At 73.2% G+C, this 25,639-nt stretch carries 23 protein-coding genes; 9 read left to right on the top strand and 14 right to left on the bottom strand.

The features are described from left to right. Positions 1-69: 69 nt before the first annotated feature. Positions 70-357 (top strand): DUF2530 domain-containing protein, encoded by a 288-nt coding sequence (locus ACNKF0_RS03850; RefSeq protein WP_254182517.1) that lies wholly within the window; start codon positions 70-72, stop codon positions 355-357. Then, on the top strand, positions 354-965 hold the full coding sequence (locus ACNKF0_RS03845; protein WP_416955913.1) for a class I SAM-dependent methyltransferase: 612 nt from the start codon (positions 354-356) through the stop codon (positions 963-965). Before ACNKF0_RS03850 ends, ACNKF0_RS03845 begins: the two co-directional genes overlap by 4 nt. 12 nt (positions 966-977) lie before the next feature. Here ACNKF0_RS03845 and ACNKF0_RS03840 read toward each other — a convergent pair whose 3' ends face one another. Beyond that, entirely contained in the window at positions 978-1,772 is a 795-nt protein-coding gene (locus ACNKF0_RS03840) for a DUF3027 domain-containing protein (protein WP_416955911.1), read from the bottom strand. Between the two features lie 111 nt (positions 1,773-1,883). Here ACNKF0_RS03840 and ACNKF0_RS03835 point away from each other — a divergent pair, with 111 nt between their 5' ends. After that, entirely contained in the window at positions 1,884-3,332 is a 1,449-nt protein-coding gene (locus ACNKF0_RS03835) for an MFS transporter (RefSeq protein WP_416955910.1), read from the top strand. 39 nt (positions 3,333-3,371) lie between these two features. Here ACNKF0_RS03835 and ACNKF0_RS03830 read toward each other — a convergent pair whose 3' ends face one another. After that, complete coding sequence (locus ACNKF0_RS03830; RefSeq protein WP_299922787.1) at positions 3,372-3,767, bottom strand: cold-shock protein; 396 nt, start codon at positions 3,765-3,767, stop codon at positions 3,372-3,374. Between the two features lie 201 nt (positions 3,768-3,968). On the opposite strand from ACNKF0_RS03830, the gene ACNKF0_RS03825 reads away from it, so the two are divergent. Then, positions 3,969-6,083 (top strand): S8 family serine peptidase, encoded by a 2,115-nt coding sequence (locus tag ACNKF0_RS03825; protein ID WP_416955907.1) that lies wholly within the window; start codon positions 3,969-3,971, stop codon positions 6,081-6,083. A gap of 22 nt (positions 6,084-6,105) precedes the next feature. On the opposite strand, the gene ACNKF0_RS03820 is transcribed toward ACNKF0_RS03825, so the two are convergent. Genes ACNKF0_RS03820 through ACNKF0_RS03810 form a run of 3 tightly spaced genes read right to left on the bottom strand, consistent with a single transcriptional unit; the run spans position 6,106 to position 9,231 of the window. Then, positions 6,106-7,248 carry an RDD family protein gene (locus ACNKF0_RS03820; protein ID WP_416955905.1) on the bottom strand — a complete coding sequence of 381 codons (1,143 nt, stop codon included), beginning with the start codon at positions 7,246-7,248 and terminating at the stop codon, positions 6,106-6,108. A 43-nt stretch (positions 7,249-7,291) separates the two neighbouring features. Beyond that, a complete protein-coding gene (locus ACNKF0_RS03815; protein WP_416955903.1) occupies positions 7,292-8,419 on the bottom strand; it encodes an FHA domain-containing protein in 1,128 nt (375 codons plus the stop codon). After that, positions 8,416-9,231, bottom strand: a complete 816-nt coding sequence (locus tag ACNKF0_RS03810; RefSeq protein WP_416955901.1) for a PP2C family protein-serine/threonine phosphatase — start codon at positions 9,229-9,231, stop codon at positions 8,416-8,418. The genes ACNKF0_RS03815 and ACNKF0_RS03810 overlap by 4 nt, the downstream gene beginning before the upstream one ends. A gap of 332 nt (positions 9,232-9,563) precedes the next feature. On the opposite strand from ACNKF0_RS03810, the gene ACNKF0_RS03805 reads away from it, so the two are divergent. The 3 genes from ACNKF0_RS03805 to ACNKF0_RS03795 all read left to right on the top strand — a co-directional run bounded on the left by ACNKF0_RS03805 (position 9,564) and on the right by ACNKF0_RS03795 (position 13,883). After that, positions 9,564-11,567, top strand: coding sequence for a helicase-associated domain-containing protein (locus tag ACNKF0_RS03805; RefSeq protein WP_416955899.1), 2,004 nt, complete (start codon positions 9,564-9,566; stop codon positions 11,565-11,567). 103 nt (positions 11,568-11,670) lie between these two features. Beyond that, positions 11,671-12,237, top strand: a complete 567-nt coding sequence (locus ACNKF0_RS03800; RefSeq protein WP_416955897.1) for a CGNR zinc finger domain-containing protein — start codon at positions 11,671-11,673, stop codon at positions 12,235-12,237. Then, positions 12,234-13,883: a DNA repair helicase XPB gene (locus ACNKF0_RS03795; protein ID WP_416955895.1), complete on the top strand. Its 1,650-nt coding sequence runs from the start codon at positions 12,234-12,236 to the stop codon at positions 13,881-13,883. Before ACNKF0_RS03800 ends, ACNKF0_RS03795 begins: the two co-directional genes overlap by 4 nt. Positions 13,884-13,955: 72 nt before the next feature. On the opposite strand, the gene ACNKF0_RS03790 is transcribed toward ACNKF0_RS03795, so the two are convergent. Beyond that, entirely contained in the window at positions 13,956-14,996 is a 1,041-nt protein-coding gene (locus ACNKF0_RS03790; protein WP_416955893.1) for an NAD(P)-dependent alcohol dehydrogenase, read from the bottom strand. A 48-nt stretch (positions 14,997-15,044) separates the two neighbouring features. After that, on the bottom strand, positions 15,045-15,515 hold the full coding sequence (locus tag ACNKF0_RS03785) for a MerR family transcriptional regulator (protein ID WP_416955891.1): 471 nt from the start codon (positions 15,513-15,515) through the stop codon (positions 15,045-15,047). Between the two features lie 93 nt (positions 15,516-15,608). Between ACNKF0_RS03785 and ACNKF0_RS03780 the strand changes: the two genes are divergently transcribed. Continuing rightward, the gene (locus tag ACNKF0_RS03780; RefSeq protein WP_416955889.1) at positions 15,609-17,057 is read left to right on the top strand and encodes an oxygenase MpaB family protein; all 1,449 of its coding nucleotides are present in this window, start codon (positions 15,609-15,611) and stop codon (positions 17,055-17,057) included. Between the two features lie 6 nt (positions 17,058-17,063). Here the strand turns inward: ACNKF0_RS03780 and ACNKF0_RS03775 are convergent, their stop codons facing one another. Further along, a complete protein-coding gene (locus tag ACNKF0_RS03775) occupies positions 17,064-17,786 on the bottom strand; it encodes a GntR family transcriptional regulator (protein ID WP_416955887.1) in 723 nt (240 codons plus the stop codon). Positions 17,787-17,904: 118 nt separating this feature from the next. Here ACNKF0_RS03775 and ACNKF0_RS03770 point away from each other — a divergent pair, with 118 nt between their 5' ends. Then, positions 17,905-18,516, top strand: a complete 612-nt coding sequence (locus ACNKF0_RS03770) for an alpha-ketoglutarate-dependent dioxygenase AlkB (RefSeq protein ID WP_416955885.1) — start codon at positions 17,905-17,907, stop codon at positions 18,514-18,516. An 11-nt stretch (positions 18,517-18,527) separates the two neighbouring features. Here ACNKF0_RS03770 and ACNKF0_RS03765 read toward each other — a convergent pair whose 3' ends face one another. The 6 genes from ACNKF0_RS03765 to ACNKF0_RS03740 form a co-directional block, all read right to left on the bottom strand. Beyond that, positions 18,528-19,223, bottom strand: coding sequence for an SRPBCC family protein (locus ACNKF0_RS03765; RefSeq protein WP_416955883.1), 696 nt, complete (start codon positions 19,221-19,223; stop codon positions 18,528-18,530). Beyond that, on the bottom strand, positions 19,224-20,069 hold the full coding sequence (locus ACNKF0_RS03760) for an FAD binding domain-containing protein (RefSeq protein WP_416955881.1): 846 nt from the start codon (positions 20,067-20,069) through the stop codon (positions 19,224-19,226). Further along, complete coding sequence (locus tag ACNKF0_RS03755; protein WP_416955880.1) at positions 20,066-22,528, bottom strand: xanthine dehydrogenase family protein molybdopterin-binding subunit; 2,463 nt, start codon at positions 22,526-22,528, stop codon at positions 20,066-20,068. The genes ACNKF0_RS03760 and ACNKF0_RS03755 overlap by 4 nt, the downstream gene beginning before the upstream one ends. Continuing rightward, complete coding sequence (locus tag ACNKF0_RS03750) at positions 22,525-23,010, bottom strand: (2Fe-2S)-binding protein (protein WP_416955878.1); 486 nt, start codon at positions 23,008-23,010, stop codon at positions 22,525-22,527. The genes ACNKF0_RS03755 and ACNKF0_RS03750 overlap by 4 nt, the downstream gene beginning before the upstream one ends. A gap of 127 nt (positions 23,011-23,137) precedes the next feature. Beyond that, positions 23,138-24,202: a ScyD/ScyE family protein gene (locus ACNKF0_RS03745; RefSeq protein WP_416955876.1), complete on the bottom strand. Its 1,065-nt coding sequence runs from the start codon at positions 24,200-24,202 to the stop codon at positions 23,138-23,140. Positions 24,203-24,315: 113 nt separating this feature from the next. After that, positions 24,316-25,533, bottom strand: coding sequence for a transcriptional regulator (locus tag ACNKF0_RS03740; RefSeq protein ID WP_416955874.1), 1,218 nt, complete (start codon positions 25,531-25,533; stop codon positions 24,316-24,318). Positions 25,534-25,639: the final 106 nt, after the last annotated feature.

Genomic DNA, 25,639 nt, shown 5'->3' with positions numbered 1-25,639 from the left:
AGGACCGCAGTGTGGCACGACTGCGCCACGCCCGTGTTTCGCGTCTTCCCCCGCGTGTAGCGTGAGCGCGTGGACCTGGGCGACGAGCAGCCGACGCAGCACGAGATCGGGCGCCGCACCTACATCGTGGCGCAGGTCGAGCCGCTCGACGTCGACGGTGTCCGCACCACGGAGGTCGGCACCGCCCTGTGGTTGCTGGGCTTCCTCGGTCTGCTGCCGTTCTGGGGCGCACTCGAGGACAGCGGCCGCACCTGGTGGCTGTGGACCTGCCTCGCCGGCTTCGGCCTGGGCCTGTGCGGCCTGGAGTACTGCCGCCGCCGGCGCAAGGAGCGGGCCTCGCAGCAGGCCGTCCGATGAGCACCCCGACGAGCCGGGCGAAGACGCGCTGGGAGCTCGCCGGCCCGGCCAACCTGGGCTACGGCCGGCACTTCGCCGACCTGGTCGACCGGGGCGCCGACGTGGCGGGCGAGGCCCGGCTCGCCGACGCGCTCGTGCCCCGCGGTGCCCGCGTCATCGACATCGGCTCGGGCATGGGTCGCGTCGCTGCCGCGCTGGTGGACCAGGGACACGACGTCGTCGCGACCGAGCCCGACCCCGCGCTGCGGGCCCAGTCACGGGCGACGTACGCCGACCTCGAGGTCCTCCCCCACGACGCGCTGGCCCTCGACCCGGCGGAGGTCGGCACGTTCGACCTCGCGGTGCTCGTCGGCAACGTGATGGTCTTCCTCGCCGAGGGCACCGAGCGGTCGGTGCTGGCACGCGTGGGCGAGCTGCTCGTCCCGACCGGGCGGGCGCTGGTCGGCTTCCACCTGCAGCCGGTCAAGGCCGGCAGCCGCACCTACCCCGCCGACGAGTTCGTCGCCGACGCGGAGTCGGTGGGCCTGCGGGTGGTGCACCGGTTCGGCAGCTACGAGCTGCACGAGCCCGTCGACGACTACGCCGTGTGGGTGCTGGCGAGGGACTAGCCCGGGCGGGTCCTAGAAGGTCTCGAGCTCGTCCTCGACGAGGGTGTCGAACACGTGGTCCGGGAGCGGGAGCGGCTGCTGCTTGCGCGCGAGCTTGACCTCCGAGTGGGCGCCGCAGCCGTGGTCGAGGGCGACCACGCGACCGTCGTCGTTGGCGTTGCCGTTGGCACAGACCCCGAAGCGGGTCGAGAGCGAGCCGTTGAGCCGTACCAGGAAGCCGCATGACCAGCAGGTGTCCGGGGCGCTCTTCGCCAGCGGCGCGTCGGGACCACCAGGTCCGGCCTGCCAGCGCTCGGCCGCCATGTCGATGCCCTCGCGGCTCAGGGTGCGCACGCGACCCAGGCCGAGGTCCTCGGCCACCTGTCGCACCTGCGCCCGGGCATCGCCGTCGAGCGGCGTGTCGAGCGGGTCGTCGCCGACCAGGTAGGTCGGGACCAGCCGGACGTCCTCGTCCTCGACGGGAAGCAGGTCGCCGGGCGAGAGGTCACCGGGCTGGAGCCGCTCCTTGTAGGGCACCCAGTCGGGCGCCACGATGGCCTCCTCGCCGGGCAGCAGGACCACCTCGTTGACGGTGAGGTCCTTGCCGCGCTTGGCCCGCGTCATCGTGACCGACCAGTACCAGCCCGGGTAGCCCCGGCGGGAACAGGCGAAGTGGTGGGTGACGACGCGCTCACCCTCCGCGCGCGCGCCGAGGTGCTCGCCGAGGTCCGCCGGCTCGGCGACCTCGAGGACGACGCTGCGCGCCAGCTCCACGGCCTTGGCGAGGACCGAGTCGGGCTTGCCGGCACGAGTGGGGAGAGCGATCACCTGCGCATCATGGCAAATGGTCGGTGGCCCTGTCCCGTCGGGGACCCTCGGCGAGACCGGACCTCCGGGTGTCGGCGGCGGAGGTGGAGGCGGTAGGTCAAGATGGTGCTCGTGACCTCCGACCGTCCCGATCCCGCCCCGGGGCCGCAGTCGGGACCGCAGTCGGGGCGGTCCGAGACGGCCACCGACGCGCCCCGCGCGGGTGCCGCCGCGCCCCCCTCGGGCACCGTACGACGCTCGCTCTCGGGTGCGGCGCGGGGAGCCCGGGCCGCGGGCCGCGGCGCGGGGACCGCCGGGCACTACGCGGTCACCCAGGCGCGGCGGGCCACCCGCGCGGAGGGGGCCGGCGACTCGGGTCTCTCCCGCCTGATCGAGCTCCACGCCTTCAACGCCGCCGGCGACGCCGCCGTCGCCATCTCGCTCGCCGGCACTCTCTTCTTCCAGGTCCCGACCGGGGAGGCGCGCGGCCAGGTCGCGCTCTTCCTCGGCCTGACGATGCTGCCCTTCGCGATCGTCGCGCCGCTCATCGGCCCGTTCCTCGACCGCTTCAGCCACGGTCGACGGTGGGCCGTCGGCGCGACCATGGCGATCCGCTGCTTCCTGTGCTGGGTGCTGGCGACGGCGGTGGTCAGCGAGTCCGACTGGCTGTTCCCCGCCGCACTGGGGTGCCTCGTCGCCTCGAAGGCGTACGGCGTCACGCGCGCCGCCGCGGTCCCCCGGCTGCTGCCGCCCGACCTGACCCTGGTCAAGGCCAACGCCAGGGTGTCGCTGGCCGGCGTGGTGGGGGCGGGCCTGTCCGCGCCGCTCGCGATCCTCGCCTCGACCTTCGGCCCGGAGTGGTCCCTGCGCTACGGGTTCCTGGTCTTCGTGCTCGCGACGATCTGGGCCATCCGGTTGCCCGAGAAGGTCGATGCCAGCCGGGGCGAGGGCGAGATGGTGCTCACCGGCCCGACCGAGGCGGGGCGCACCGGGCGACGCCCGCGCACCCGCATCCCCGGGGACGTGGCGTTCGCGCTGCGCGCCAACTGCGGGCCACGGTGGCTCTCGGGGTTCCTGACGATGTTCATGGCGTTCCTGCTGCGCGACAACCCGATCGGTGACATGCGACCCGAGGTGCTGCTCGGGCTCGTGATCGGCGCAGCGGGTCTCGGCAACACCCTCGGCATCACGATCGGGTCGCTGCTCAGACGCCTCAACCCGGCCGTGACGGTGGTGCTCGCCCTGCTGGCCGACGCCGTGGTCGCGACCCTGGCCGCGGTGTTCTACGGACTCGTCACCCTGGTGCTGCTCGGCCTGACGGCAGGGCTGGCGCAGGCCCTGGCCAAGCTGTCGCTCGACTCGACGATCCAGCGCGACGTCCCCAGCCGCATCCAGGCCAGCGCGTTCGCCCGCTCCGACACCACCCTGCAGCTGGCCTGGGTCATCGGCGGTTTCGTCGGGATCGCGATGCCGCTGATGCCACAGCTCGGCCTCGGCATCGCCGCCGGCGTGCTGGGCCTCTGGGCGTCGTTCGTGCTGTTCAGCCGCTCAGGCCGGGCGTCGCGACCGGCCCGCACCTGACGTCGTACGACGCGTGGCGCGGGCTGGGCCGGAGTCGCCTCAGACGTCGAGCTCGTCGGCCAGGGCGCGCAGCACCTTGGCCGTGCCGCGCGCGGCTGCGCGCTCGGGGTGCCGGCCCCGGCGGTAGGTCTCCTCGACACCCTCGAGCATCTTGATGAGGTCCTCGACGATGGTCACCATCGCCTCCGGCTGCTTGCGCTGGGCGTTGCGCTGGTTGCGTGCGACCGAGGCCGGAGCGTCGATGACGCGCACCTGCAGGGCCTGGTCGCCGCGGCGGCCCTGGGCGATGCCGAACTCCACCTTGGTGCCGGCCTTGAGCGTGGCCGTGCCCTCGGGCAGCGCGTCGGCGTGGACGTAGACGTCCGGGCCGTCCTCCTGCGACAGGAAGCCGAAGCCCTTCTCCGCGTCGTACCACTTCACCTTGCCACTCGGCACGGTCCACCCCACTCAGCTCTGCGCTCGGCGCCGCGTGGAACCACGCGGCGGGCACAGGATAGGGGGCCGCACCGCGCGCGGACCAACCGGTTGTCACCCGGGGGGCTTTGATCTGGTGACACCCCTGCTGGGACCATGGGAGGCTCGGGGGTCCCACCGCGGGGGCGGGGGGCGACACGGACGACCAAGCGGGAGAGACACGTGCGCACACGACGGACGAGACGGTTGCTCGGTTGCGGCGCGCTCGCGCTCGCCCTGGGCCTGTCCGTGGCGCCGGGCGCCGCGACCGCCGACGACGCCCCTGCGGCCGCTGCTCCGGGTGACCTCGTCCTCGTGACGCTGACCGGCGCCGGCACCTCCGCCGGTCGCGCGGAGGCGCCCGAGCTGCTGGCGGAGCAGGACGCCGTCCTCGCCGCCGTCGGCGCGGGCGAGCCCGTCTACCGCTGGACCACGGCGCTGAACGGGTTCGCCGCCCGGCTGACCGCCGACCAGCTGGCCACCCTCGACGACCAGCCCGACGTCACCTCGATCGAGGTCGACTCGATCCGCCCGCTGGCGGGACGCCCGTCGCTGGCCGCCGTCCGCGGCGCCGCCGCCAGCCCCCGCCTGCGCGGCGGGGCCGGCGTGGTGATCGGCGTCGTCGACTCGGGGATCGCGCCGGAGTCACCCGCGTTCGCCGAGGTCCCGGGCCTCGGGGCGGACCCGGAGGCGTTCGCCGGTGCGTGCGTGGAGGGCGACGGCTGGACCCCCGAGGACTGCACGCGCAAGATCGTCGGCGCCCGCTGGTACGTCGACGGCTTCGGCGCCGAGCGGGTGAGGTCGTCGGAGTCGCTGTCCCCCCGCGACGCCCTCGGCCACGGCACGCAGGTCTCCTCGGTCGCCGCCGGCAACGCCGGTGTCAGCGTCCGGGTCGACGACCGCGACGCGGGCTTCTTCGGCGGCGTGGCACCGCAGGCTCGGATCGCCGCCTACAAGGCCTGCTGGGGCGCACCCGACCCCGCCGACGACGGCTGCTCGACCGCTGACGTCGTCTCGGCGGTCGACGCCGCGGTCGCCGACGGCGTCGACGTCCTGAGCCTCGCCCTCTCCGGTGGCGAGCGCATCGACACCCTGCAGCTGGCGCTCCTCGGCGCGGCCGAGGCCGACGTGGTCGTCATCGGCGCCTCCGGCAACGCGGGCAGGTCGGCCTATGCGGCCCACGCGGGTCCGTGGGTCACGACGGTCGGCGCCGCCGTCGGCCGCATGTCGCGGGCCCGTGTCTCCCTCCCGGGCGGCCGGTCGTGGGCGGGCGGCGGACGCCCCTCGGAGGTGAGGGGCCGCGCCGTGCTCGCGCAGGACGCGGCGGCGCCGGGGGCGTCGCGACGCGCGGCCGCGCAGTGCCGGCTCGAGGCCCTCGACTCACGCCTGGTCGCGGACCGGGTGGTGGTCTGCCGGCGCGGGGCGATCGGGCGCATCGACAAGTCCGAGGCCGTCGCGCAGGCGGGCGGCCGCGCCATGGTCCTGGTCAACCGTCGTCCCGGCTCGGTCACCGCCGACCTCCACTCCGTGCCGACCGTCCACCTGTCGGCGTCCGCCGGTCGGTCGTTCAGCCGTTGGGTGTCCCGACACCCCGACGCGCGGGTCACGGTGTCGCGCGTCGCCGGCGACCCCGGCACCCGGCGTACGGCCCGGTGGAGCGCCGCGGGCGACCCGCGCGGGATCACGGTCAAGCCCGACGCCGTGGCCGACGGCGACGCCGTGCTGGGCGCCCTGCCGGGGTCCACCGGCCGCACGTGGGGCGTCTTCAGCGGCAGCTCCGCGGCGACGGCACACGCCAGCGGGCTCGCGGCGCTGGTCCTCGGCGAGCACCCGGAGTGGTCCGCCTCCGTCGTCCGGTCGCTCCTGGTGACGTCGGCCCGGCCGGTTCCCGGCTCCTCCGTCCTGGAGCAGGGGTCGGGCGCCCTCCCGACCCGGGCGCCGACCGCGCACCTCGCCCTCGACGTCGCTCCCGAGGAGTGGCGCCGCGCCGTGCGCCGCCACCGTCTGGCGCGCCTCAACACGAGCTCGCTCCTGATGCCCGCGCGGCAGCGCCGCGCGGTGCGCACGGTGACCAACATCGGCACCCGTCCGGAGTACTTCTCTGTCACCGCTCGCGGCTTCACCTCGCACCGCGTGCGCGTGCAGCCGCTGGCCGTACGCCTCGCGCCCGGCGAGTCGGCCGACTTCACCGTCACGGTGTCCGGGCCCACCGCGCCCGGCCGCCTCGACGACGGCATGCTGGTCTGGCTCGGCGCCCGCGGAGGCGTCACCCGCGTGCCGGTCGCCCTGACCCGCTGACGCCGCCGGAGGGCCGCCGTCCTCAGCCCTCCCGCGAGACGACCATCTCGCGATCGCCGTAGACGACCTTGTCGCCGTCGACCAGCGCCGCGGGCTTGCCCGGGGCGAGCTGGCGCGAGACACCCTGGCGCACCAGGACGGTGCCGTTGGTCGAGCCGCGGTCCATCACCACGATCGTCCCGTCGGGCGCGGGACCGAACTGGGCGTGCGTCTTGGAGACCGACATGTCGGCCGAGGCCAGCGGGATCAGGTGGGCGACCTGCTCGCCGGCCCGGGCCTCGGGACGGCGACCGACCAGCGCGAGGCCGGCGATCACGAAGCTCTCGCCGTTGTCGAAGTGCACCCGCCAGCGCGGCGGCGCCATCGGCGTCCCCGGCGCCGGATGGGGACGCACCGGTGGGGCGGGCAGGCGGTGCGACGGCGGCTGGGACGGCGGCGCCGGCGTCTGAGCCGGCGGGGACGACCACTGCTGGGCGGGCACGGGCTGCGGCTGCGCGGGCTGGTGCTGCATGGGCTGCGGGTGTGCGGGCTGGTGCACGGGGGCGGGAGCCGGGGCCGGAGCGGGCGCGGGGCGTGCGAGGTCGGCGGGAAGCGGCTGGCGGCGCATGGAGTGCTCGGAGCGCTCGGGCGTCCTGACCTGCTCGACAGGTGGAGCCGGCACGAGCCGCATGGCGGTGAGGTTGACGATGTGGCGCGGGGCGTCGTCGGCAGCGGTGTCGGCGACCTCGACGACGGGACGTACGTCGACCACGACGGTGTGGGCGAGGTGGTCGTGCCAGCCGCGACGCTGGCGGCCGCGGTCCTCCACGGCCGTCCACGCCAGGGTGGCCACGCCGATGCCGAAGGTGGGCAGTCCGGCCACGCCGAGCACGAGCGAGCGCAGCAGGGCCGGGCCGACCCCGATGGGGGTGCCCGTGCCGTGGTGCACCACCCGCAGCCCCGAGACGGCCTTGCCGGGCGACGTGCCGCTGACGCCCTGCACGACGGCCAGCACGAGCCAGATCACGACCGTCGCACCGGCGACGGCGCCGACGACGGTCCACAGGTCGTCGGAGACGAACAGGGCGGTCGCGACGCCGACGGCGGCGATGAGGCTCCAGGCGAGGAGCCGGTCGACGGCGAAGGCGGCGAAGCGTCGTTCGAGCTCGGCGACGGGATAGGTCATGGACTGGGGGTGCTGGGTCACGGCTGGTCTCGGTGGGCGCTGGTCAGGGGTTGGTGACCTGGATGGTGACACCGTCGCCGAGGTCGAGGACCGCGCCGGGGATCAGGCTGACGGCGATGCCGGGCTTGAGCTCCTCGGGGTCGAGACCGGGCTGGGCCAGGACGGTGCCGTTGGTGGAACCGAGGTCGGTGGCGATGGCGGCGCCGTGGTCGGCGCCCGCTCCGGGCCGGATCTCGAGGTGGGTGGAGGAGATCTCCTGGTGGGGACTGGGCACCGTCACCACGTGCGGCTGGTCGTGGGAGGCGAAGCGGCGTGCCTCGGGCGCGCGACCCACGAGCACGGTGCGGTCGACGGACACCACGTCACCGGTGGAGAAGACGAGCGAGGCGACCGGCTGCGCGACCACGTCGGGGGCGATCTCCTGCCCGGGGATGGGCGGACGCTCGAAGTCGGAGACCGGGCCGCCCACCTGGGTCTGGCCGTCGCGGTCGGCCCAGTCGTCCTCGACGGCCGGGGTCTCGCCCGTCGGCGTGGGGTCGTCCTCGGGCGAGCCGAACTGCATCGGCGCTGCCGGGGGCACCGGCACAGGCGCCTGCGCCTCCTCCGGGCTGGGCGCGAGCTCCGGCTCCGGCTCCGGCTCGCGCTCTGCAGCGGGGTCGGGACCGACGGCGTCGGTGGAGTCGTCGACCGGGGGCTCCTCGGCAGCGGGCTCGGGCGCCACGGGCTCGTCGGCGACGGACGCGGACGGCGTACCGAACTCGACGACCGAGACCCGGGCCAGGCCCGGGGTGAGGTGGCGGTCGGCGGAGCCCTCACCGGTCAGGGTCACCCGGACGCTCGAGACGCCCACCAGGACCTGCTCGGCCCAGGTGGTGCCGGGCGCGGCGCTGAGGACCTCCTCGCCTCCGGCCGAGGAGACGGTCGCCGTCGGCGCACCCCGCACGATCAGGCGGGTCGCGTCGTCGTCGTGGGAGACGAGGGCGAAGTGGTCGAGGGTGGACAGCCCGCCCGCGAGGAGGGCGTCGAGCAGCGCATCGACCCCGGCACCGGAGTCGGCGAGGTCCCACAGCGTGGCCACCCGGCCGCGCTGGCTGCCCGGCAGCAGGACGGTCGCCCGGTCACCGACCACGGCGTACCAGTCCCCCGGCGCGAACCTCGCCTCAGTGCTCACAGTCGTCCCCCCAGCTTCGATTCGAGACTCTCCAGCTGGCGCCGGGAGTCATAGGTCGCGTCCTTCACCAATCCCACCACATCGACGACGACCGCCGTGGCGTTGTCACGCCCGCCGGCGGCCACCGCTGCGCGCACCAGCGCGTCGGCGGCGTCGCGCGGGTCGGCGACCGACTCGAGGATCTCCTCGATCTCCCTGTCCTCGATCATCCCGGTCACGCCGTCGCTGCAGAGCAGGAGGCGCTCGACCGAGCCGAGGGGCAGGAGGAAGAAGTCGGGCTGGATGCCCTCGGGGCTGCCGAGCGCCCGCGTGATGACGTGCCTCTCCGGGTGGACCGCGGCCTCCTCGGCCGTGATGTGGCCGGCGTCGATCAGCTCCTGGACCACGGAGTGGTCCACGCTCACCTGCTCGAGGCGGCGCTCGACGATGCGGTAGATGCGCGAGTCGCCGAGGTTGGCCAGGAGCCACTTGGTGGCACCGTCGTCGACGACCAGGACCGCCACCACCGCGGTGGTGCCGGCGTGCCAGCCGGGGTGCAGCGCGCGATGGGCGTCGCCGTAGTCGACGATGCGCGCCTGCGCACGGGCGAAGGCGTCGGCGACGAGCTCGGCGCCGCGCCGCGGGTCGTAGGACTCGGCGAGGCGCTGGAACTCCTCCACGACCATCTGGCTGGCGACGTCGCCGCCGGAGTGGCCGCCCATGCCGTCGGCCACGACGAAGACGGGAGGCGCGACGAGGTAGGAGTCCTCGTTGACCTTGCGCACCAGTCCGACGTCCGTCGACGCCCCGTGGTGCAGATCAACGTCCAGCATGTCGGCCCTCTTCGCCCCGTGTCGAGATGTGGGGCCGCGGTGCCGGCCCGGCGAGTAGCGTAAGAGGGATGTCCAGTTCAGCGCGGACGACACCCGCACGCACCCTTGCCGACCAGCTGCGCAGCTGGCCGGACGATCGGCTCGTGGCGCTGCTCAGGGCCCGTCCAGACCTCGCCACACCCGCCCCTCAGGATTCCTCGCAGCTGGCCTCGCGGGCTGCCACACGGTCGTCGATCCATCGCGCCCTCGACGGGCTCGACCGCCTGGAGCTTTCCGTGCTTGATGCCCTCCTGGTTGCAGGTCAAACCACTTCGGCCGACCTGATCTCGATCGTGCGTGCCGACGAGGCGCGTACGGCAGCCGCCCTGCAGCGGCTGCTCGACCTGGCCCTGGCCTGGGAGGCCCCGGGCGGTGTGCGGGCGCTCACCGGCGTGGCCGACGCGATGCGGGGCATGCCGGGCCTGGTCAGCGGCCTGCGACCCTCCAGCCCCGAGCCCGCGAGCCCCGACGAGGTGGCGGCGCGGATCGCCGAGCTCACCCCGGCCGCGACCGCGCTGCTGCGCCACGTGGACGACCACGGCGGCGAGGGCACGACCGGCTCGGCGAGACGCACCGTGTCACCGGCCGAGGCCCGGTCGCCGGCCGAGGAGCTGATCAGCAGGCGCCTGCTCGTGCCCCGCGAGGGTGACGCCGTCGTGCTGCCGGGCGAGGTGGGTCTCGCCCTGCGCGGTGGCCGTACGACCCGGGAGCCGGTCGACGAGGTGCCGCCCCTGGCGACGTCGTCGCGCGACGTCTCGCTCGTCGCCCGGACCGCCGCGGGCGCGGCCTTCGACGTCGTACGCCGCGTGGAGCTGCTGCTCGACCACTGGGGCGTGCAGCCGCCGAGCGTCCTGCGCAGCGGCGGGCTCGCCGTCCGCGACCTGAAGGCAGTGGCCCGCGAGCTGCACGTCGACGAGCCGGGGGCTGCCCTGGTCGTCGAGGTCGCGCTGACCGCGGGGCTCGTCGCCGAGGCGGCCGACAGCAACGGCACCCCCTCCTGGTTGCCCACCGACGACTTCGACGTCTGGTCGGGCCTGCCGCTCGCCGAGCGGTGGACCCGTCTGGTGGGCGGGTGGCTGGCCAGCAGCCGGGTTCCCTCGCTGGTGGGGTCGCGCGACCCGGCCGGCAAGGCCTGGAACGCGCTCGCGCCCGAGCTCTCCAGCGGGCTCGCCGAGGAGGCCCGGCGGCTCGCGTTGCAAGTGCTGGCCGAGGTGCCCGAGGGCGAGGTGCTCGCGGTCGGAACGGGCATCGCGTCGCTCGTGCAGCGCCTCTCCTGGCTGCGTCCGCGCCGACCGACGGTCTTCGCCGACCTGGTCACCGCCGCGCTGTCGGAGGCCGCCGTGCTCGGGGTCACCGGCGCCGGGGGCCTGCCGCCCAGCGGACGCTCCGTGGCGCTCGGTGACCTGCCGGCGGCCGCCGAGGCGATCGACCCGCACCTCCCCCGCCCGGTCGACCACGTCCTCCTCCAGGCCGACCTCACGGCCGTCGCCCCGGGTCCGCTCGAGACCGAGGTGGCCCGCCGCCTGCACCTGCTCGCCGACGTGGAGTCCCGCGGCGGCGCGACGGTCTACCGCTTCACCTCCGGGTCGCTGCGCCGCGGCTTCGACGCAGGGTGGTCGAGCGGCGAGGTGCGCGACTTCCTCACCTCGGTCTCGCACACGCCGGTGCCCCAGCCGCTCGAGTTCCTGGTCGACGACGTCGCCCGCACCTTCGGCACGGTGCGGGTCGGGCACGCCGAGGCGTTCCTGCGCGCGGACGACGAGGCGGCCCTGGCCGCCCTCGTGCACGACCCGCGTGGGCGGAGCCTGGGCCTGCGCCTGCTCGCGCCGACGGTGGCGATCGCCACCTCGCCCCTCGACGTCCTGCTGCCGCGGCTCCGCGAGCCTGGGCCCCCCCCGGTGGAGGCGGCCGACGGCACCGTCCGCGTGAGCCGCCCCGACCTCCAGCGCGCCCGCACCCGTCGCGGCCGCCGGCCCGCCGGTGCGGTGGAGGCGCGGCAGGCAGCGCAGGTCCAAGCCGTGGCGACGGCCATCCGCGCCGGCGACCGGGCCGAGTCGTCGCGGCCCGCGAGCGCCGAGGCGACGACCACGCCCTCCGGCGCGCTGGCCGCCCTGCGCGAGGCCATCGAGGCAGGGAGCACGGTGGTCATCGGCTACGTCGACAACCACGGCACGACCGGCGAGCGGGTCGTCGACCCGCGCCGTCTCGACGGCGGTCGGCTCTCGGCGTACGACCACCGTGCCGACGACGTCCGGGAGTTCGCCGTGCACCGCATCACACGCGTGCGCCACGCCTGATCACCCCACGACGTTCTCCTCCTCCGCTCCGCTCCCCCGGACAACGCCGCAGGGACCCCGACACGCTGATCACCCCACGAGGCAGCCTCCGTAGACTCGGACGATGGACTTCATCCGGTACGCCGAGCGCGCGGCCGCGCTCGTCAACGCCGACCTGCCCGACGAGGAGGCGCTGCGCGAGCACCTCGCCGACCGCTCCTGGCTGCACCGTTCGGTGGTCGGGGCCGACGTGGACTCCGTCCGGACGTTCCAGGACGAGCTGCGGCCCGTCTTCGAGGCCTCCGACGTCGACGACGTGGCGCTCGTGGTCAGCTCGCTCAACGACCTGCTCGCCGAGCACCCCGTCACGCCGATGATCTCCGACCACGACCCCGACAACCTCCACATGCACGTGGCCAACCAGGCTGCGTCGGTCGCCGAGCTGCTGGTCGGCGAGGCGCTGATGGGGCTCGCCAACCTCGTGTGCGACCTCGGCGCGACCCGGCTCGGCATCTGCTCGGAGCCCCGCTGCGACCACGTCTTCGTCGACACCTCCCCCAACCAGTCGCGCCGCTACTGCTCCGACCGGTGCTCCTCGCGCGCCAACGTCGCGGCCTTCCGCGCCCGGCGCCGGGCCGAGCAGGTGGGCGACGACCCGGCCGCGGGCCGGGCCGAGGCGGCCACGCGATGAACGACGGCCCCCTCATCGTCCAGTCGGACAAGACGCTGCTGCTCGAGGTCGACCACCCCTCGGCCGCCGAGGCCCGCAAGGCGATCGCGCCCTTCGCCGAGCTCGAACGCTCCCCGGAGCACATCCACACCTACCGCCTCACGCCGCTGGGGCTCTGGAACGCCCGCGCCGCGGGGCACGACGCCGAGCAGGTCGTCGACGCCCTGCTGACCTGGTCGCGATACGCCGTGCCGCACGCGCTCCTCGTGGACGTCGCCGAGACGATGGGCCGCTACGGCCGGCTGCGGCTGGAGAAGCACCCCGTCCACGGACTGGTGCTGTCCTCCACCGACCGCCCGGTGCTCGAGGAGGTGCTCCGCGCCAAGAAGGTGGCCGGGATGATCGGCGCGCGGATCGACGACGACTCGGTCGTGGTCCACCCCAGCGAGCGCGGCAACCTCAAGCAGGCGCTGCTCAAGCTCGGCTGGCCGGCCGAGGACTTCGCGGGCTACGTCGACGGCGAGGCGCACGACATCGACCTCGCCGAGGAGGGCTGGACGCTGCGCCCCTACCAGCGCGAGGCCGCCGAGTCGTTCTGGGACGGCGGGTCCGGCGTCGTCGTGCTCCCCTGTGGGGCCGGCAAGACCATCGTCGGTGCCGCGGCGATGTCCCACGCCCGCGCGACCACGCTCATCCTCGTGACCAACACCGTCAGCGCGCGGCAGTGGAAGGACGAGCTCGTCGCGCGCACCTCGTTGACCGAGGACGAGATCGGCGAGTACTCCGGTGCCGTCAAGGAGGTCCGTCCCGTCACGATCGCGACCTACCAGGTGCTGACGACGAAGCGGAAGGGCGTCTACCCGCACCTCGAGCTGCTCGACGCCCGCGACTGGGGGCTCATCGTCTACGACGAGGTGCACCTCCTGCCGGCCCCGATCTTCCGGATGACCGCCGACCTGCAGGCCCGGCGCCGACTCGGGCTCACCGCCACCCTCGTGCGCGAGGACGGGCGTGAGGGCGAGGTCTTCTCCCTCATCGGCCCCAAGCGCTACGACGCCCCGTGGAAGGACATCGAGGCGCAGGGCTACATCGCGCCCGCCGACTGCGTCGAGGTGCGGGTCAGCCTTCCCGACGGCGAGCGGCTCGCCTACGCCACGAGCGACCCCGACACCCGCTACCGCCTCGCCTCGTGCACCCACGCCAAGATCGACGTCGTACGACGCCTCGTGCAGCAGCACGCCGGGCAGCCGACCCTGGTGATCGGGCAGTACATCGACCAGCTCGACGAGATCGCCGAGCTGCTCGACGCCCCGGTCATCAAGGGCGAGACCCCGGTCAGGGAGCGGCAGCGGCTGTTCAACGCGTTCCGCTCCGGCGAGATCGGGCTGCTGGTGGTCAGCAAGGTCGCCAACTTCTCCGTCGACCTGCCGTCGGCCGAGGTGGCCATCCAGGTCAGCGGGTCGTTCGGCTCGCGCCAGGAGGAGGCCCAGCGCCTCGGGCGACTGCTGCGGCCGAAGACGGAGGGCCGCAGCGCGCACTTCTACACGATCGTCTCGCGCGACACCGTCGACGCCGACTTCGCCCAGAACCGGCAGCGGTTCCTCGCCGAGCAGGGCTACGCCTACCGCATCGTCGACGCCGGGGACCTGTCCGCCGAGTCGAGCTGAGCCGGGCACACGTAGAACAGTGGAGCCCGCGGCCGTACCTACCGGCCGCGGGCTCCACTGTCGACGCCTCGATCAGACGAGGGTGCTCGTGTCGATCACGAAGCGGTAGCGCACGTCGGAGGCCAGCACCCGCTCGTACGCCTCGTTGACCTGGTCGGCGCCGATCACCTCGATCTCGGAGACGATGCCGTGCTCGGCGCAGAAGTCGAGCATCTCCTGGGTCTCGGCGATGCCACCGATCATCGAGCCGGCGAACGAGCGCCGGCCGCCGATGAGGGAGAACGCGTTGACCGGCAGCGGCTCCGGCGGGGCGCCGACGTTGACCAGGGTGCCGTTGACGGCGAGGAGGCCGAGGTAGGCGTTCACGTCGATCTTCGCACTGACCGTGTTGATGACCAGGTCGAAGGAGTCGGCGAGGGCCTCGAACGTGTCGGGGTCGCTGGTGGCGAAGTAGTGGTCGGCGCCCAGACGGAGGCCGTCCTCCTGCTTCTTCAGCGACTGCGACAGCACGGTGACCTCGGCGCCCATGGCGTGGGCGATCTTGACGGCCATGTGGCCCAGGCCGCCGAGCCCTACGACGGCGACCTTCTTGCCGGGGCCGGCCTGCCAGTGCTTGAGCGGGGAGTACGTCGTGATGCCGGCGCACAGCAGCGGCGCGGCGGCAGCGGCGTCGAGGCTCTCGGGGACCGAGAGGACGTAGTCGGCATCGACGACCACGTGGGTGGAGTAGCCGCCCTGGGTGGTGGTGCCGTCGCGGTCGGTGGCGGCGTACGTACCGACCATGCCCTGGCGGCAGTACTGCTCGTCGCCGGCCTTGCAGTTGTCGCACTCCCCGCACGAGTTGACCATGCAGCCGACGCCGACGCGGTCGCCCACCTGGTGGCGGGTCACGCCCTTGCCGACCTCGGTCACGGTGCCGACGATCTCGTGGCCGGGCACGACGGGGAAGGGCTGCGGGCCCCAGTCGCCGTTGACGGTGTGGATGTCGGAGTGGCAGATGCCGGCGTACTCGATCGCGATGAGCACGTCGTGGGCGCCGACCTCGCGGCGCTCGATGGTGGTGGGGGCCAGCGGCTCGCCGGCCGAGGGGGCTGCGTAGGCGTTCACGCGCATGTGGGGGTGTTCCGTCCTTCTGTGGGGTGTGCTGACCGGGGTGGCCGGTCAGTGGATCGGGTCGTGCGTGACCGCGCGGAGCTCGTCGGCGAGCGCCCGCGCCTGGTCGGCGACCTGCTCGCTGCGCGCCGTGTCCCCGTCCCGGACCGCCTGCCAGTACGCGATCTTGAGGTCCACGTAGCGCTGGCGGAGCACCAGCGCCCGCGCCTCGGTCGTGAGGCGCTCCTGCTGGTCGCGCAGGAGCCGCTCCTGGTCGGCGGCCGCGTCCGCCCCGAGCCGGTTGTTGGCCATGTAGAGGCGCATGTCGCCGACCGACATGCCGGTCGCGGCGAGGCACGAGACCCACATCAGCTGGTCGAGGTCCTCGTCGTCGTAGACGCGGTGCCCGCTGCTGGCGCCACGGCTGATCGGGGAGATGACCCCGATCTGCTCGTAGTAGCGCAGCGTGCTGGCCGGCAGGCCGGTGAGGGCTGCCGCCTCCTTGATGGAGTAGCTGCGAGGGAGGGCGTGGCTGGTCACGTCATCGACCGTAGGAACTTCGAGTACTCGAAGTCAAAGAACCGGCAGCCACGCGGTCCGGGCCGCTTCAGGTCCTTGGCTAGCCTCGGCGACGTGACCCTCCGTGACCGCCTCGGCGCCGAGCTGTTCAGCAAGGTGGCCGGCCCCGACGGCCCCCGCAACCGGCAGCGCGTCCACGGCACCCCCGGACCGCGGTGGTTCGAGCCCGACTCCCCCATCGCCCGCGTGCACGGCGACGCCTCGATGTTCGTCGGCGGCATCCGCGCGGTCATGCTGCAGTCGCTGCACCCCGCCGCGATGCAGGGCGTGGCCGACCACTCGGGCTACCGCGGTGACATGTGGGGGCGGCTCGCGCAGGTCTCCACCTACATCGCGATGACGACCTTCGGTGCCGAGCAGGATGCCCTGCAGATCATCCGCGCCGTGCAACGTGCCCACGAGTCGGTGACCGGCACGATGCCCGACGGGACGCCGTACGCCGCCTCGGACCCGCACCTGCTCGGCTGGGTCCACGCCGCGGAGATCGACAGCTTCCTCGTCGCCCACGACCGCTACGGCCACCGACCCTTGGTCGGACCGGAGCGTGACCAGTACGTCGCCCAGACCGCCGTCGCCGCCGAGCACCTCGGCGTGATCGGTGCGCCGCGCTCCGAGGACGACCTGCACGCGACGTTGGCGGCGTACGAGCCCGAGCTGCGCGGCACGCCGGCCGCCCAGGAGGCCATCCGCTTCCTGCTGCTGCACCCCGACCTGCCGCTGGCCGCGCGCCCGGGCTACCTCGCGCTGGCCTCGGCCGCCATCGGACTGCTGCCCGCCGACGCACGTCGTGAGCCTGCGGCTGCCGCCCGTGCCGCCGGTGACCAACCGGGTCCTCGGCGCGGCGGCCACCCGGACGATCCGCTGGGCGATGGCGTCGGGCCACGCCGAGGCCCGCGAGCTGCAGCAGGCGACCCAGCAGTGAGCCTCGCCGAGCGCTGGCCGCTGGTCGACCACCACGCGCTCCGCGACGAGCTGCTCACTGCCTGGGACCGCCCGGGCTACCACGACCTGCGCCACCTCGAGGAGGTGCTCGACCGGCTCGCCGTGCTCACGGCAGCGGGAGTCGGGTTCGACCCGACCACGGTCGGGCTCGCGGCGTGGTTCCACGACGCGGTCTACGACGGGGCGGCCGACGACGAGGAGCGGTCGGCACGGTGGGCCGAGCGCGCCCTCCCTGCGGCGTACGCCGACGAGGTGGCGCGACTGGTCCGCATGACCGCCCACCACCGCCCTGCCGACGACGACACCTCAGGTGCTGCGCTCAGCGACGCCGACCTGGGCATCCTCGCCGCACCTCAAGAGCGCTACGACGCCTACGCCGGCGGGGTGCGGGAGGACTTCGCACACGTCAGCGACGACGACTTCCGGGCCGGTCGCGCGGCGGTGCTGCGCGAGCTCGCCGTCCGGCCGCGCCTCTTCAGCACCCCCGAGGCCCGGGAGCTCTGGGAGGTCGCGGCGCGTGCCAACCTGCGACGCGAGCTGGACGCGCTCGGCGGCGACTGAGGCGGGTCAGTGGTCGTTGAGCTGGAGGTAGACCGTGAAGCGGTCGTGCCGGTAGCAGGTGCGCGAGACCTCGACGATCCGGCCGTCGGAGACCGCTCGGCGGGCGTGGCGCAGCACCGGGTCGCCCTCGGCGACCTCGAGGATCGCCGCCTCGTCGGCGCTCGCCCGGTCGGCACTGATGGAGTCCTCGACCTCGGTGGGGCGCAGGCCGCGTGATGCGAGGGCCTCGTAGAGGCTGGTGGGCGTGCCGTGCTGCAGGAAGCCCGGCAGCAGGACCTCGTTGAGGTAGGCGTCCTCGACGCACACGATGGCCTGGTCGGCCCGACGCAGGCGACGCCAGTGGAGCACGGGGTCACCGGGCGAGATGTCCAGCGCCCTCGCGACCCCGGGGCCGGCCTGCTCGACGCGAGCCAGGAGCGTCTGCGACTCCGGCAGCATCCCGCGGCGGCGGATCTCCTCGGTGAACGAGGTGAGGCGGCCGGAGGTCCGGGGCGGCTGGGCGACGAAGGTGCCGCGGCCGGGGATCCGCTCGAGGAGGCCCTCCGCCACGAGCGCGTCGAGTGCCTGCCGTACGGTCATCCGTGCCACGCCGAAGCGCGCCACGAGCTCGCGCTCCGAGGGGGCTGCCGAGCCCGGTGGTTGCGAGTCGATCAGGCCCCGGACGTGCTCACGGACCTGCACGTGCTTCAGCGCCCGCTGGCGCGGGACGACGAGCTCCACCGGTTCCATACCCCTGAGGGTAGGTCCGGACTGGACCAGAGTCTTCTAGTTGACCAATACTGCGGCAAAGCCTTGATCATTTCTTGATGTTCGAACGGGTGTTCGACAGATCGGCTATCATGGCCGCGTGGACTTCCAGACGTCCCTCTTCGCCGATGACACCACGGATGCCGTGGCCCTGTCCCCTGAGCGTCGCCGCCTCTCGCACGGAGCGTGGGTCGACGTCCAGCGCGACTGGCTCCGCGACCCCGACGCCGTCTTCTCCGCCCTCGTCGAACGCGTCCCGTGGCGGGCGGAGCGACGCGAGATGTACGACGCCGTGGTCGACGTGCCCCGGTTGGTGCACACCTACCTCGCCGACCACCCGTTGCCGCATCCAGCCCTGACCGAGGCCAGGAGCACGCTGAGCGAGCACTACCTCCCCGAGCTGGGCGAGCCGTTCGTGACCGCCGGTTGCTGCTACTACCGCGACGGACGCGACTCCGTCGCCTGGCACGGCGACACCATCGGCCGGGGCCGCACCGCCGACACCATGGTCGCCATCGTGAGCGTCGGAGACCCGCGCCGGCTGCTGCTGCGACCGCGCGACGGGGGTGGGTCCATCGCCCTCACGATGGGCCACGGCGACCTCGTCGTGATGGGTGGGTCGTGCCAGCGCACCTGGGAGCACGCCGTGCCGAAGGTCGCCCACTCCGGACCGCGGATCTCGGTCCAGTTCCGCCCGCTCAACGTCTTCTGACCGCGACCCCTTCACCGCCTCCGCAGCAGCCGCCACAGCAGGACGAGGACGACGAGGCCCGCGAGCCCCTGGCGCCAGTAGGACTTCGCCAGCACCGGGAGCACGGCGCTGCCGAGGTCGAGCGCCTCGGGCTCACGCGGCGGAGCGGCGGGCCTGGCCCGCGGAGGCGGTTGCGCCGCCTCCGGCGGTCGCGCCGCCGGCGGTGCCGACGCAGGCTCGACCGCCTCCGGGATCTCGACCGCCTCTGCCGCCTCCGGGGCCTCCGGGGCGGTCAGTCGCTCCTCGAGGCAGCTGACGAACTGCCCGAGCAGCTTGTCGGAGACGTCCTGCATCACCCCGCGCCCGAACTGTGCGGGCTTGCCGGTGATCGCGAGGTCGGTCGCCACCGAGACGTCGGTCGAGCCACCGGCGTCGGTCATCGAGACGGTGACCTTCGCGCCCGCAGTGCCGTTGCCGCGCTTGTCCTTGCCCTTGGCGTCGACGACGAAGCGGTGCGCCTCGGCGTCCTTCTCGACGAACGTGCCGGAGCCGTTGTACTGCAGCGCGATCGGTCCGAGCTTGACCTTCACCGACCCGGAGAAGGAGTCCTCGTCGGCCTCGGTCACCTGCGCACCGGGGAAGCACTCGGCGACCGAGGCGATGTCGTTGAAGTGCGCCCAGGTCTCCTCGACGCCGATCGGGACGGTGAAGTTGTGGCTCAGCTCCATCTACGCACCCGCCGCCTTCAGCACGGCCCGCCCGGTCAGCACCCGCGCGAGGTGCTGGCGGTAGTCGGCGGCGCCGTTGAGGTCCGAGGGCGGGTTGGTGCCGTCCGACGCCAGGTCCGCGGCAGCACGTACGCCGTCCTCCGTCGCGCTGACCCCCGCGAGGGCCTGCTCGGTCGCGGTCGCCCGCAGCGGGGTCGAGCCCATGTTGGTCAGCCCCACCCGGGCCTCGTCGATCGAGCCCCTCACGGTCGCGGCGACGGCCACGATCGGCCACTGGTGCGCCACTCGCACGAACTTCTCGTAGTGCGCGCCCCAGCCGGTGTGCTTGGGGATGCGCACCTCGGTGAGGATCTCGTCGTCGCCGATCGCGGTCTCGAAGAGGTCGACGAAGAAGTCCGCCGCCTCGACCGTGCGCGTGCCGCCGGGTCCGGCGATCACGAACTGCGCGCCGAGCGCCAGTGCCGGGGCGCCGAGGTCACCGGCCGGGTCGGCGTGCGCGAGGGCGCCGCCGAAGGTGCCGCGATGCCGGATCTGCGAGTCCGCGACCTCCGCCGCGGCCTTCGACAGCAGCAGCGCGTGCTCCTTGACCAGGCTGTCGTCGCGCACGTCGTGGTGGGTGGTCATCGCGCCGATCACGAGGGCGTCCCCGTCGTCACGGATGCCCCGCAGCGAGGCGATGCCGCCGAGGTCGATGACGACCTCAGGTGCGTTGAGCCGCATCCGCAGGACCGGCAGCAGGCTCTGGCCGCCGGCCAGGATCTTCGCGTCGTCCCCGTGCTCGCTGAGGGCGGCCAGGGCCTCCTCGACCGACGCCGGGGCGAGGTAGTCGAACTCCACCGGGATCACTGGCCCGCTCCTTCGTCCTGGTTGAGGGCGCCTTCTTCGAAGTGCGGCATCGCCGCCTGGGGTGTCGGTGCGTCACCGTCGTGGGCGTGGATCGCGCGCCACACCCGCTCCGGGGTGCACGGCATCTGGATGTCGTTGACGCCCAGGTGTCGTACGGCGTCGACGACGGCGTTGACGACCGCCGGCGTGGACGCGATGGTGCCGGCCTCGCCGACACCCTTGGTGCCCAGCGAGTTGGTCGTGCAGATGCTCGGTTCGTCGGTGTGGACGACGTCGAAGGAGATCGTGTCGGCCGCGGTCGGGAGCAGGTAGTCGACGAACGAGCCGCTCACGAGCGTGCCGGACTCGTCGTGGACGGCCTCCTCCCACAGCGCCTGGGCGATGCCCTGCACCAGCCCGCCGTGCACCTGCCCGGCGACGATGAGCGGGTTGATGATCGTGCCGATGTCGTCGCAGCAGGTGTACTTGCGCATCTTCACCGCGCCGGTCTCGGTGTCGACCTCCATCGCGCACAGGTGGGTGCCGTGGGGGTAGTTGAAGTTCACCGGGTCGTAGGTCGCGTCGGCGTCGAGGCTCAGCTCCATGCCCTCGGGGTAGTCGTGGCCGGCGAAGGTCGCCGTCGCCAGCTCCTGGATCGCCTTGCCCTGGTCGGTGCCGCGGACGGTGAACCGCCCACCGGAGTACTCGAGGTCGTCGGCGTTGGCCTCGAGCAGGTGCGCGGCGAGCACCTTGGCCTTGTCGATCACCTTGTCGACGGCCTTGACCAGTGCCTCACCACCGACGACCAGCGACCGCGAGCCGTAGGTGTCGAGGCCCTTCGGGGCCACCTGGGTGTCGCCGTGCAGCACCTCGACGTCCTCGAACGGGACGCCGAGCCGGTCCGCCACGATCTGGCTGAACGCGGTCTCGTGGCCCTGGCCGTGGGCGCTGGCACCGGTGACGACCTCGACCTTGCCGAGGGGGGTCATCCGCACGCTGGCGTTCTCCCAGCCGCCGGCGCCGTAGTCGAGGCTGCCGAGGACCCGGCTGGGCGCCAGGCCGCACATCTCGGTGAAGGTCGAGACGCCGATGCCCAGCTGGACGCGGTCGCCGCGCTCGCGGCGCTCTGCCTGCTCGCGCCGCAGCTCGTCGTAGCCGAAGGACTTCTTGGCCTTCGCGGTCGCCGCCTCGTAGTTGCCCGTGTCGTACTCCAACCCCGCCACCGTGGTGAACGGGAACTCCTCGTGGGTGATCCAGTTGCGCTCGCGGATCTCGAGCGGGTCGACGCCCACCTCCGCGGCGAGCTCGTCCATCAGCCGCTCGATGGCGTACGTCGCCTCGGGCCGGCCGGCGCCGCGGTAGGCGTCGGTGAAGGTGGTGTTGGTGAGGACGGTCTGGCACTCGAAGCGGTAGGCCGGGAACTTGTAGATCGCGTTGAACATGAAGGCGCCGAGGACCGGTACGCCGCCGCCGACGATCGCGACGTAGGCGCCGAGGTCGGCGTCGAGGTGCACCTTGAGCGCGGTGACCTTGCCGTCCTTGTCGGCAGCCAGGGTGAGCGTCTGGACCTGGTCGCGGCCGTGGTGGGCCGCCATGAGGCTCTCGCTGCGGGTCTCGGTGTACTTCACCGGCTTCATCAGCCGACGGGCCACGGCCCAGGCGATCCACTCCTCCGGGGTCGCCTGGAGCTTGCCGCCGAAACCACCACCGACGTCGGGGGCGATGACCCGGATCTTGCTCTCGGGCACGCCGGTGGTGGCCGCCAGGGCGAACCTCAGGATGTGCGGGATCTGGGTCGCCGACCACATCGTGAGCTGCTCTCCGGTCGGGTCGACGACGACGCTGCGCGGCTCCATGAAGGCAGGGATGAGCCGTTGCTGGCGGTACTCGCGCTCGATGACGATGCCGCCGTTGCGCGCCTCCTCGATGGCCGCCTCGACCTCCCCGCCGGTGCCGGCGTCCTGGGAGTCGAAGACCCACAGCGCGGACTTGTTCGTGCCGAGGTCGGGGTGCGCGAGGACCTCGTCCTCGAGGGCCTTCTTGATCCCGACGACGGCCGGCAGCTCGTCGTACTCCACGTCGACGAGCTCGGCCGCGTCGCGCGCCGCGGCGGCGCTGCGGGCGACGACCACGGCGACGATCTCGCCGGCGAAGGCGACCCGGTCGGCGGGCATCGGCGAGTGGCCGGGGGTCTTCTGGTCGGGCGTGATGGGCCAGGCGTTGATGCACACGCCGAGCTCCTCGCCGAAGTCCTTGCCGCTCAGCACCGTGACGACGTTCTTCGAGGCCCTGGCAGCCTCGGTGTCGACGGAGGTGATGGTGGCGTGGGCGAAGGGGCTGCGGACCATCGCGAGGTGCAGCATCCCCGGCAGGGTGATGTTGTCGGTCCAGCGCGTACGGCCGGTGATCAGCCGCTGGTCCTCCTTGCGGCGGCGGTCCTTGCCGATCTCGGCAGCCGGGCGGTCCTGGGTGGCGGTCATGACGTCGCCCCCGCTGAGGTCTGCTCGGCGGCGTGGAGGACGCTCTTGACGATGTTGTGGTAGCCGGTGCAGCGGCAGAGGTTGCCCTCCATGCCGAGCCGCACCTCCTCCTCGCTCGGGTGCGGGTTCTCCGCGAGCAGGTCGACGGCCTGCATGATCATCCCCGGCGTGCAGAAGCCGCACTGGAGGCCGTGGCACTCGCGGAAGGACTCCTGCACCGGGTGCAGCTCGCCCTCCGCCGCGTCGGCGAGGCCCTCGATGGTGGTCACCGTGCGGCCGTTGGCCTGCACCGCGAGCACGTTGCACGACTTCACGCTCGTGCCGTCGAGGTGGACCGTGCACGCTCCACAGTTGGAGGTGTCACAGCCGATCACGGTCCCGGTCTTGCCGAGCTTCTCCCTCAGGTACTGCACCAGCAGCATCCGGGGCTCGACGTCGTCGGAGACCGAGGCCCCGTCGACGGTGAGTTCGATCTTGGTCATGCGCGCCTCCGTGCGTGTGAGGTGGATCACTCGACGCCGACGCTAGGCCGGGCCGGTTGGCCGCCGGTTGGTCGGTCCGCGCCGGTCCACACCGGTCGCCGCCACCCCACACGCACGGAGGTCTGGCTCAGTAGCGCAGCACGACGCCCTTCGGCTTCTGCGACAGCACCTGCGCGCTGACGAAGAGGTCACCGTCGGCCCACTCGACCGCGGCGGGCATCATCACCTCGGCGTACGGCTTGGCCGTCGTGCGACCGGCCTTGATGCGCGAGACCTGGCCGCCGAAGAGCTGCGCGACGTAGACGTCGCCGTTGTCCGCGACCGCGACACCCGTGGCACCGGCGAAGCCGGAGGCGACCTCACGGACCTTGCCGGTCTTGATCTTCACCTTGACCAGTCGGCCCTGGGCACCGGTGCTGCCGTCCTCCGGACCGCCGGGAAGCAGGGTGACGTAGAGCCAGCCGCCCTTGCCCACCTCGACGTCGGTCGGCACCGGCTCGAAGTTGAACGTCTTGCCGACGGTGCAGGCGGGCAGCTTGTTGGCGGCTGCCGCCTCCGCGGTGACGACCACGGGCACCGGGGGCAGGACCGCGAGGGTCTTGACCTTGCCGTTGGGCTTGACCGACACGATCGTGTTGCCGGCGGCGTCGGCGACGTAGGTGATGCCCTTGTGCACGGTCGAGCCGTAGGGGTGCGACTCCACGATGCCCGGGTAGGACGCGGGCACCTCCGGCGGCATCTGCGCCGCGCAGGCGGCGTCCAGACCGCCCTCGAAGCCGTAGGTGACGCCGGCGTCGGGGTTGCGGTCGGCCTCGAACGTCGACAGGTCGGCGACCTTCTTCGGCTTGCCACCCGGTCGCATCGACCACAGCGCGGTCTTCGCGCCCTTGGTCGTGGCGAAGCGGACCGTCCCGCCCGCCTCCGACAGGGCGCCGACCTCGGTGCCCTTCTTGGCGGCGTAGACCACCTCGGGCTTGGCGCCCGGCGCGATCGCGGTCAGCAGCCCGGCGAAGTTCTGGGCGACGTAGGCGGTGCCGTTGCCGGCGACGACCATGCTGAGCGGCGAGACCAGCTTCTTCGCCACCGTCGTCGGTTCGGGTGCCGTGGAGGCACTCGCGGCGGGGCTGCCCAGGAGGCTCCCCGTGAGCGCGACGACGGCTCCTGCCGCCATCGCTCGTCGTGTTGCGGCCATGCTTGCTCCCTCGTACGTGGCCGCACCCCCCGGTGCGGCGCCTCGACGCAGGATCGTGCACCGCTAGGCGAGCGGTCCACTGCATTTAATCGATCTACCCACAATGGGAGGGGTCAGCGCAGGCTGGCGAGCCTCCCCTTCAGGAGGGGCGCGACCGGGTGGTGCACTGGCAGCGCTGCCAGGCACGCCTCCACGACGGCGGTGTCGTAGGGGGCCAGCTCGCTGTAGCGCAGCACCGCGTCGGCGTCCGGGCGCGCCAGCAGGGCCTCGCGCACGCTGACCGCGAGGTAGTCGCCCATCTGCACCAGTGCGGGCGAGTCGGTGCCGGGGAGGAGGTCGCCGCCGTAGGCGCGCACGGCGGCCCGGACGTCACCTCGGCGGAGCAGCCGCTGCACCTCCTCGACGTCGGTGGTCACGGGCATGGTGAGGCGGTAGGGACGGGAGGAGAGCTGCCCCGACAGGGCCGCGCGCAGGTGCGACACCTCCGCCTTCAGGGTCGAGGTGGTCACCGACGCGTCGCCGTAGAGCAGCGCGTGGAGGTGCTCGACCGACAGACCGGAGGGGTGGAGGGCCAGCAGGGCGAGGATCTCGGTCTGCCGCCGGTTGAGGAGCAGCCGCTGCCCGTCGAGCCACACCTGCGCGGTGCCCAGCAGGGTCAGGGTGAGGCCGGGCTCGGCCGGCGCCACGTCGCCCGCCAGCGTCGTACGACGATCAGCCGGGAGCGCCCCCTCGATGAGACGCGCCATCACGCGCGCGGTGGCGAGCCCGATGGGGTGCGTGCGGTCCCAGGTCGTCGACAGGTCGATCACGCCGAGGGACCGGCCGGTCACCGGGTCGAAGACCGGGGCTGCCCAGCACACCCAGTTGTGCACCACCTCGGCGTAGTGCTCGGCGCCGAAGACCATCGAGGGAGTCCCGGTCCTGCCGGCGATGGCCAGCGCGTTGGTGCCGACGCTCTGCTCGTCCCACCGGCCCCCGGGGACGAAGTTCACGCTCTCGGCCTTGCGTCGCATGACGCGGCCTCCGTAGGTCCAGAGGATCCGGGTCTGGTCGTCGGTCACCGCCACGACGAGATCACCGTCCTCAGCGGTGCGCCGCAGCTCGTCCTGGACCCGGGACACCGCGGTCTGCAACGGCGAGGCGGCCCAGAAGTCGGCCGTGTCGCCCTCGTCGTCGAGCGGCGCCTGGGTCACCCCGGGCGAGACGACGCCCGACAGCTCCCAGCTGCTGAGGATCTCGGGACGCACGGCCTCGGCGTCACCGGCCTCGACGAAGCGCGTCCAGGCGCGGACGGCGTCCACGCGTCGGGCGTGCAGGTCATCGCTGTTCATGGCGGCTCCCGGTCGGTCGCCGCCAACCTAGCCCGAGTGTGATGAGCGCAACAGCGAATCCGCCAGCAGGTCGACCGGAGGTCGCCCGCTGATCGGGTCACGGCGC

This window comes from Nocardioides sp. T5 (assembly GCF_048161455.1).
Classification (GTDB): Bacteria; Actinomycetota; Actinomycetes; order Propionibacteriales; family Nocardioidaceae; genus Nocardioides.
The sequence above is the reverse complement of the archived record's forward strand: the minus strand, read 5'-3'. Positions and strand labels throughout refer to the sequence as shown.